Below are 6850 nucleotides of genomic sequence, written 5' to 3'. Positions count from 1 at the left end.
GCGTCGTCGTCGGAGACGTACTTGGCCTCGAAGTCGTAGAAGGCGCCGTCGGTGCGCATCACGATCTCGCCCGGCAGCGACACCCGGGGCGCTCCCCCGCGTCCGCCGAGCACCGCGAACTCCACCTCGCGGGCGCCGAGCACACCCTCCTCGATGACCAGCTTCGGATCGAACTTCTGCGCGAACAGCACCGCCTGCTCGAGCTCTTCGAGAGTGTCGACCTTGGTGATCCCCATGCTGGAACCGCCACGGGCCGGCTTGACGAAGATCGGGTAGCCGAGCGCCGCGATCCGCTCCAGCGACGCCTCGCGTTCCTGGCTCCACTGCCGTGCCGTGATGGTGACGAACCGGCAGCCGGGCAGCCCGGACGCCGACAGCGTCCGCTTCATCAGGTCCTTGTCCATGCCGTTGGCGCTGGCCGCGACACCGGAGCCGACGTAGGTCACCCCGAGCATCTCGAACATGCCCTGAATGGTGCCGTCCTCGCCGAAGGGTCCGTGCAGCAGGGTGAACGCGACGTCGAAGGGCCGGACGTCGACCAGCCGGTCGCCGTCGATGGTGGCCACCCGGGCGCCGGCGCCGTCCGCTCCGGGCAGCAGCACAGCGGTCGGCCTGGATTCGTCCAGCCGCGGCAGCTCGTCACCCTGTTTGTACAATTCCCGCAACTCGTCGGCGTCGACCTGGACCCAGCGGCCCGCCGGGGTGATGCCGATGCCGACCACCTCGAAGCGATCGGTGTCGATGGCTCGCGCGACCCCGCCGGCGGTCATGCAGGACACGTCATGCTCGGAGCTGGTGCCCCCGAAGATGATGCCCACCCGGGTGCGCTGAGTCATGTTTCCTCCTGCGTTCGGCCGTCCCACCGAACCCTAACGGGCGCGTCCGCCTGGGACGGCACACCACCACGCCGATCGGGGGTGTGAATCGATCCAGGACCTGTTGAGAGTCGGTCAGACGACCTCTCCGGCCCAGTCCCGGGGGATCCGTTTCCCGGCGCGCCGGTCGTAGCGGTCCTTGGGCGGGGTCTCCCGGCGCAGTTCGCCGACCAACTCCGTGATCGCGTCCATGATCCGCATGCTGCCCTCGGCGGCGGCCGTCGGGGAGTCGCTGGCGTCGTACAGGTCGTCGAGGTCCACCGGATCGCCGACCAGCACCTGCATCGTCGAGCGCGGCAGCAGCCGTGGCACCGAGGCGCGGCGTCCGGGCATCACCAGGTGAGGGCCCCACTGCCCGATCGGCACCACCGGCACGCCGGTCTGCAGGGCCAGCCGGGCGGCGCCGGGGTGACCGGTCATCGGCCAGCCGTCGGGATCGGCGGTGATGGTGCCCTCCGGGTAGATCACCACGCACTCACCCCGGGTCAGTGCCTCGGCGGCGGCGGCGAGCGATTCTCCGGCGCGCGGCGTCCGGCGTTCCACCGGGATCTGGGCCAGCGACCGGGCCAGCCAGCCCACCACCGGAAGGTGCCACAGCTCACTCTTGGCCAGCGCCCTCGGCCAGCGGCCGTGCCAGATCAGGAAGTGACCCAGCGCCACCGGATCGAAATTGGAGATGTGGTTGGTCACCACGATGACCGGACCGGTGCGCGGCAGCCTCTCGCCGCCGCGCCAGTCCTGTTTGGTGACCACCCGTAGCACCGGCCCGACCAGCCCGGCGAGTGTGCGGAACAGCGGCTCCGCAGGCGCATCGTTCGCCGCCGAGAGCGACAGTGCTGCGCGGGACATTTTCGGACTCCTACGGGGGCTGGGTCGCCCCAGATTACTGGCCGTCCTAGGCGCCGGGCAGCAGCCCGGAGCGGGACGTGTCCAAACTGCAACAAAGCCCGCACGGAGCCTGCCGCCCGACCCTGCCTAGCGCCCCTAATCAGGGGGTGACTAGGCGATCAGACGGCAGTCAACCGGCAGGGTCAGCCCGCGGTACGCGCCGGCTGGGTGCGCGGCAGGAACGACGGCCGACGTGCCTCGAAGGCACTGATCAGGTCGGCGTGCTGCAGGGTCAGGCCGATGTCGTCCAGGCCGTTGAGCAGCCGGTGCTGGGTGTAGTCGTCGATGTCGAAGTCGTAGGAGTTCTCACCTGCGATGACCTTCTTGTCGACCAGGCTCACCTCGACGCTGGCGCCCGGGTTCGCCTCGACGAACGCCCAGAGCTGCTCGACCACGTCCTGGCTGACCACGGCGATCAGCAGCCCGGCCTTGCCCGAGTTGGAACGGAAGATGTCACCGAACCGGGAGCCGATGACGACCTTGAAGCCGTAGTTCTGCAGCGCCCAGACGGCATGCTCGCGCGACGAGCCGGTGCCGAAGTCGGGTCCGGCGATCAGCACCGACCCATCGGTGTAGGCCGGGTTGTTGAGCACGAAGTCGGGATCGTTGCGCCAGGCGGCGAACAGGCCGTCCTCGAAACCGGTGCGGGTGACCCGCTTCAGGTACACCGCGGGGATGATCTGGTCGGTGTCGACGTTGCTGCGGCGCAGCGGAACGGCGACCCCGGCGTGGGTGTCGAATTTGTCCATCGTGCTGCTCCTTACAGATCGGCGGGGGACGACAGGGTGCCGCGGATGGCGGTGGCGGCGGCCACCGGCGGCGACACCAGGTGGGTGCGGCCACCCTTGCCCTGGCGGCCCTCGAAGTTGCGGTTGGAGGTGGACGCGGAGCGCTCACCGGGCGCCAGCTGGTCGGGGTTCATGCCCAGGCACATCGAGCAGCCGGCCTCACGCCATTCGGCGCCGGCGTCCTTGAAGACCTGGTCGAGGCCCTCTTCCATGGCCTGCAGCCGGACCCGCGCCGAACCCGGCACCACCAGCATCCGGACGCCGTCGGCGACCCGGCGGCCCTTGATCACCGAGGCGGCGAGACGCAGGTCCTCGATCCGGCCGTTGGTGCAGGAGCCCAGGAAGACGGTGTCCACCCGGATGTCGCGCATCGGCGTCCCGGCCTGCAGGGCCATGTACTCCAGCGCACGCTCGGCGGCGGCCCGGTCGACCGGGTCGGTGAAGGTCTCCGGGGTGGGCACCGCGGCACCCAGCGGCACGCCCTGGCCCGGGTTGGTGCCCCAGGTCACGAACGGGGTCAGCTCGTCGGCGTTCAGGTCGACCTCGACGTCGAAGACGGCGTCCTCGTCGGTGTAGAGGGTCTTCCAGAACTCGACCGCGGCGTCCCAGTCCTCGCCGGACGGGGCGTGCGGGCGTCCCTTCAGGTAGGCGAAGGTGGTCTCGTCGGGCGCGACCATGCCGGCCTTGGCGCCCCACTCGATCGACATATTGCAGATCGTCATGCGGCCCTCCATGCTCATCTCGCGCATGACGTTGCCGCGGTACTCGACCACATAGCCCTGGCCGCCGCCGGTGCCGACCTTGGCGATCAGCGCCAGCACCACGTCCTTGGGCGTGACGCCGTCGGCCAGGGTGCCGTTGATGTTGACCGCCATCGTCTTGGGCCGGGCCTGCGGCAGGGTCTGGGTGGCCAGCACGTGCTCGACCTCGGAGGTGCCGATGCCGAACGCCAGCGCGCCGAAGGCGCCGTGGGTCGAGGTGTGCGAGTCGCCGCAGACCACGGTCAGGCCGGGCTGGGTCAGGCCCAGCTGCGGGCCGATGATGTGCACCACGCCCTGGTCCTTGTCACCCAGCGAATGGATGCGGACGCCGAACTCCTTGGCGTTGTTGCGCAGGGTGTCGACCTGCAGCTTGCTGACCGGGTCGGCGATCGGGCTGAGGATGTTCAGCGTCGGGGTGTTGTGGTCCTCGGTGGCCATCGTCAGGTCGGTGCGACGCACGCTGCGACCGGCCATCCGCAGGCCGTCGAAGGCCTGCGGGGAGGTCACCTCATGGACCAGATGAAGGTCGATGTAGAGCAGGTCGGGCTCCCCCGGAGCGCTGCGGACGACGTGGTTCTCCCACACTTTGTCACTCAGGGTCTTGCCCATTCTGCCTCCCAGATTTGGCATGCGGATGAACGGCTCGCGCCACAATACGCCGCAAACGCTTGCATATCATGATTCGAGACGGCAGTATCGTACTATGGACAACTCTAGTGGCGTGGGAGTGCTCGACAAAGCGGCCTTGGTACTGACCGCTCTGGAACAGGGTCCGACGACCCTGGCCGGACTGGTCACCGCAACCGGACTGGCCCGACCGACCGCGCACCGACTTGCTGTTGCCCTCGAACATCATCGTCTGGTCAGCCGCGACCTGCAAGGGCGTTTCGTGCTGGGCCCACGGCTCACCGAACTGGCCTCCGCGGCTGGCGAGGACCGGTTGCTGGCCACCGCCGGCCCAGTGCTGGCCCGCTTGCGTGACATCACCGGCGAATCGGCGCAACTGTTCCGCCGCCAGGGCGATATGCGCGTCTGCGCCGCGGCCGCCGAGCGTCCGGCCGGCCTGCGCGACACCGTCCCGGTCGGCTCGCAACTCACCATGTCCGCCGGCTCGGCCGCCCAGGTGCTGCTGGCCTGGGAGGACCCGGAGCGCATCCAGCGCGGGCTACTCAGCTCGTCCTTCTCCGCGGTGGCGCTGGCCACCGTCCGGCGCCGCGGCTGGGCCCAGTCCGTCGGTGAGCGCGAGAACGGTGTCGCCTCGGTGTCGGCGCCGGTGCGGTCGCCGTCCGGCAAGGTGATCGCCGCGGTCAGCGTGTCCGGCCCGATAGAGCGTCTCTCGCGCCAGCCCGGACGCCTGCACGCGCCCGCTGTGATGGCCGCCGCCGAGCGCCTCAGCGAGGTCCTGCGCCGCTCCGGCGCCGAGGGCTAACCGCACCTTCGGGGACGGTTCTCCCTCGTTCGAATCTCGCACATCCGGGGACGGTTCTTCGGCGTGCGAAATTCGCACAGCGGAGGGACGGTTCTCTGGTTCTTTTACAAGGGCCGCCGATCGCCCATGGGGTGCGATCAGCGGCCCCAGGCGGAGTTATCCACAGATTGCCGCGGACCACTCGTCCCCGGCACAACTGCTCCGTAGGCTCATGCCTCCACGAACCGGAGGTGCCATGACTCGTCACGCTCGACAACTCGCCGAGTCCGGCATCTATCACGTCATGCTTCGGGGCGTGAATCGAGATGCGATCTTCCTGGAGGACGAAGACTTCGAACGATTCCTCCGAGCACTCCGCGTCACCAAGAGCGCTTCCGGATGTGTGGTGCTCGCCTACTGCTTGATGACCAACCACGTTCATCTCGTCATCCGCACGACCCGCGAGCCGCTGGCCACGGTGATGAAGCGACTCGGCGTCCGCTACGCCAGTTGGTTCAACCGCAAATACGGACGTGTCGGGCACCTGTTCCAGGACCGCTTCAGAAGTCGGCCGGTGGATACCGACGAGTACCTTCTGACTCTTCTTCGCTATGTATGGGCCAATCCGGTGGAGGCGGGTCTGACGGATTGCGCGGAGGACTACCAATGGAGCAGCCGGCGCCAGTTGGGCGAGACGTCAGGGCTGGTCGACAACGATGAGCTGGAGAGGCTCGTCCCAGATGGCAGCCTTCGCCAGCTGGACACCACGACCACGGTGGCGTCCCGGGCGAAGTTCCTCGGACGGCCGCAGAGCGGACCCACCCGAGCCGAGGTCGGAGACCTCCTTCGGGAGATCTGCGGAGCCTCTCAGCCGGCGGAATTTCAGGATCTCCCGCTATCGGTCCGACGACGGACGGTCAAAGAACTCCGGACGAGGGGCGTCCGGTATGCGCAAATCACCGTGACAACCGGCCTGACTCTTTACGCCGTGCGAAAGCTCCAAGCCGCCGGGACGTAGGCGGGTGGGACAGCAGCTGAGAAAGCGCTGATCGACGGCGCCTCTCGCTGGTTGCGCTGTCGCAACCCGTTGCCAGGGAGGTCCGAGAGTCTCGACCCACAATGAGCAGCGGTTCTCTACCTCAGTTCTCGAGAACCGTCTCCCAACGTGCGAGTTTCGAATCTGGAAGAACCGTCCCCCGACGTGCGAACTTCGAACGTGAAAGAACCGTCCCCGAACGTGCGAACTTCGAACGTGAGAGAACCGTCCCCGAACGTGCGAACTTCGAACGTGAAAGAACCGTCCCCCGACGTGCGGGAATCGCACGAGGGGGAACCGTCCCCCACCCTCAGGCGGTGGCCTTCGGGGAGAAGATGTGCACCTTGGCGCCGATCGGGGTGTTCTTGAAGATCCAGATCGCGTCGCTGAGCTTGCGGATGTTCACGCAGCCGTGGCTGGACTGGGAGTAACCCTGGCTGTTGAAGCCGGGCGAGTAGTGCACGTACATGTCCGGGTAGAACATCGTGCTGTACGGCATGGCGCCGGAGCCGTAGTTCTCCGAGTACGGGTTGACCTGCTTGTCGTAGACCTTCCAGGTGCCGTTCGCGGTCGGGAAGTTGCGCCAGATGTGGGTCTTGGCGTGCTGGGCGTAGCCACCGAGCCGGACCTTGAACTTCTTCACCACCTTGCCATTCTTCAGCCAGGTGAGGGTGCGGTGCGCCTGGTCGACGCAGAGCACGACGCCCTTGGTGTAGCAGGTCTTCGGCAGTTCCTTGGAGACCGTCGGCGCGTTGGTGGCGAGCGCCAGCCAGGTGGACTTACCCACCCAGCCGTCGGCGTCCAAACCGCGGGAGCGCTGGTAGTTCAGGATCGCGTTCGCACCGGCCACGCCGACATAGCGGGTCTTCGACCAGGGGTAGAAGCCGGCCTCTTTCAGCTCGCTCTGCAGCAGCGTCACACAATCGCCGGACGACCCGGCGCGCACCGTCTTGGGCAGACAGGCCTTGAACTGCTTGCGCTTCTTGGCGCTCAGATGCGCCAGCGGATCGGGCGGCGGCGTGGGGGTCGCGGGCGGGGTGGACGCCGAAACGCTCGGCTGCGGCGCGGGCGTCGACTCGCTCCCTGTGGGCGCG

General features: G+C 67.9%; 7 protein-coding genes. 2 read left to right on the top strand and 5 right to left on the bottom strand.

All coding sequences use genetic code 11. The features are described 5' to 3' along the window. The 4 genes from QM624_RS13970 to leuC all read right to left on the bottom strand — a co-directional run. Positions 1–836, bottom strand: an 836-nt coding sequence (locus QM624_RS13970) for a D-alanine--D-alanine ligase (protein WP_415092830.1), incomplete at its 3' end; no start/stop codon positions are given. A 114-nt stretch (positions 837–950) separates the two neighbouring features. Continuing rightward, positions 951–1724, bottom strand: a complete 774-nt coding sequence (locus QM624_RS13965; RefSeq protein WP_415092828.1) for a lysophospholipid acyltransferase family protein — start codon at positions 1722–1724, stop codon at positions 951–953. Positions 1725–1906: 182 nt separating this feature from the next. Beyond that, entirely contained in the window at positions 1907–2512 is a 606-nt protein-coding gene (gene leuD, locus QM624_RS13960) for a 3-isopropylmalate dehydratase small subunit (protein ID WP_415092826.1), read from the bottom strand. A gap of 11 nt (positions 2513–2523) precedes the next feature. Continuing rightward, positions 2524–3921: a 3-isopropylmalate dehydratase large subunit gene (gene leuC / locus QM624_RS13955; RefSeq protein ID WP_415092824.1), complete on the bottom strand. Its 1398-nt coding sequence runs from the start codon at positions 3919–3921 to the stop codon at positions 2524–2526. Between the two features lie 94 nt (positions 3922–4015). On the opposite strand from leuC, the gene QM624_RS13950 reads away from it, so the two are divergent. Both QM624_RS13950 and QM624_RS13945 read left to right on the top strand, forming a co-directional pair. After that, a complete protein-coding gene (locus QM624_RS13950) occupies positions 4016–4741 on the top strand; it encodes an IclR family transcriptional regulator (RefSeq protein ID WP_264701618.1) in 726 nt (241 codons plus the stop codon). 283 nt (positions 4742–5024) lie between these two features. Beyond that, complete coding sequence (locus QM624_RS13945; RefSeq protein WP_415092821.1) at positions 5025–5738, top strand: transposase; 714 nt, start codon at positions 5025–5027, stop codon at positions 5736–5738. A 328-nt stretch (positions 5739–6066) separates the two neighbouring features. Here the strand turns inward: QM624_RS13945 and QM624_RS13940 are convergent. Continuing rightward, positions 6067–6850 (bottom strand): L,D-transpeptidase family protein (locus QM624_RS13940; protein ID WP_415092819.1); only part of this gene is annotated, 784 nt, incomplete at its 5' end.

Origin of the sequence: Micropruina sp. (assembly GCF_047606365.1) — a bacterium.
GTDB lineage: Bacteria > Actinomycetota > Actinomycetes > Propionibacteriales > Propionibacteriaceae > Micropruina.
Note: the sequence above shows the minus strand (reverse complement) of the source record. Positions and strands in the feature narration are given on the sequence as shown.

What these genes read in the sequence shown, in the direction of transcription:
- leuD (WP_415092826.1), bottom strand. Translation starts at nt 2,512, where the DNA reads ATGGACAAATTCGACACCCACGCCGGGGTCGCCGTTCCGCTGCGCCGC.
- QM624_RS13950 (WP_264701618.1), top strand. Translation starts at nt 4,016, where the DNA reads ATGGACAACTCTAGTGGCGTGGGAGTGCTCGACAAAGCGGCCTTGGTA.
- QM624_RS13945 (WP_415092821.1), top strand. Translation starts at nt 5,025, where the DNA reads ATGCTTCGGGGCGTGAATCGAGATGCGATCTTCCTGGAGGACGAAGAC.
- leuC (WP_415092824.1), bottom strand. Translation starts at nt 3,921, where the DNA reads ATGGGCAAGACCCTGAGTGACAAAGTGTGGGAGAACCACGTCGTCCGC.
- QM624_RS13965 (WP_415092828.1), bottom strand. Translation starts at nt 1,724, where the DNA reads ATGTCCCGCGCAGCACTGTCGCTCTCGGCGGCGAACGATGCGCCTGCG.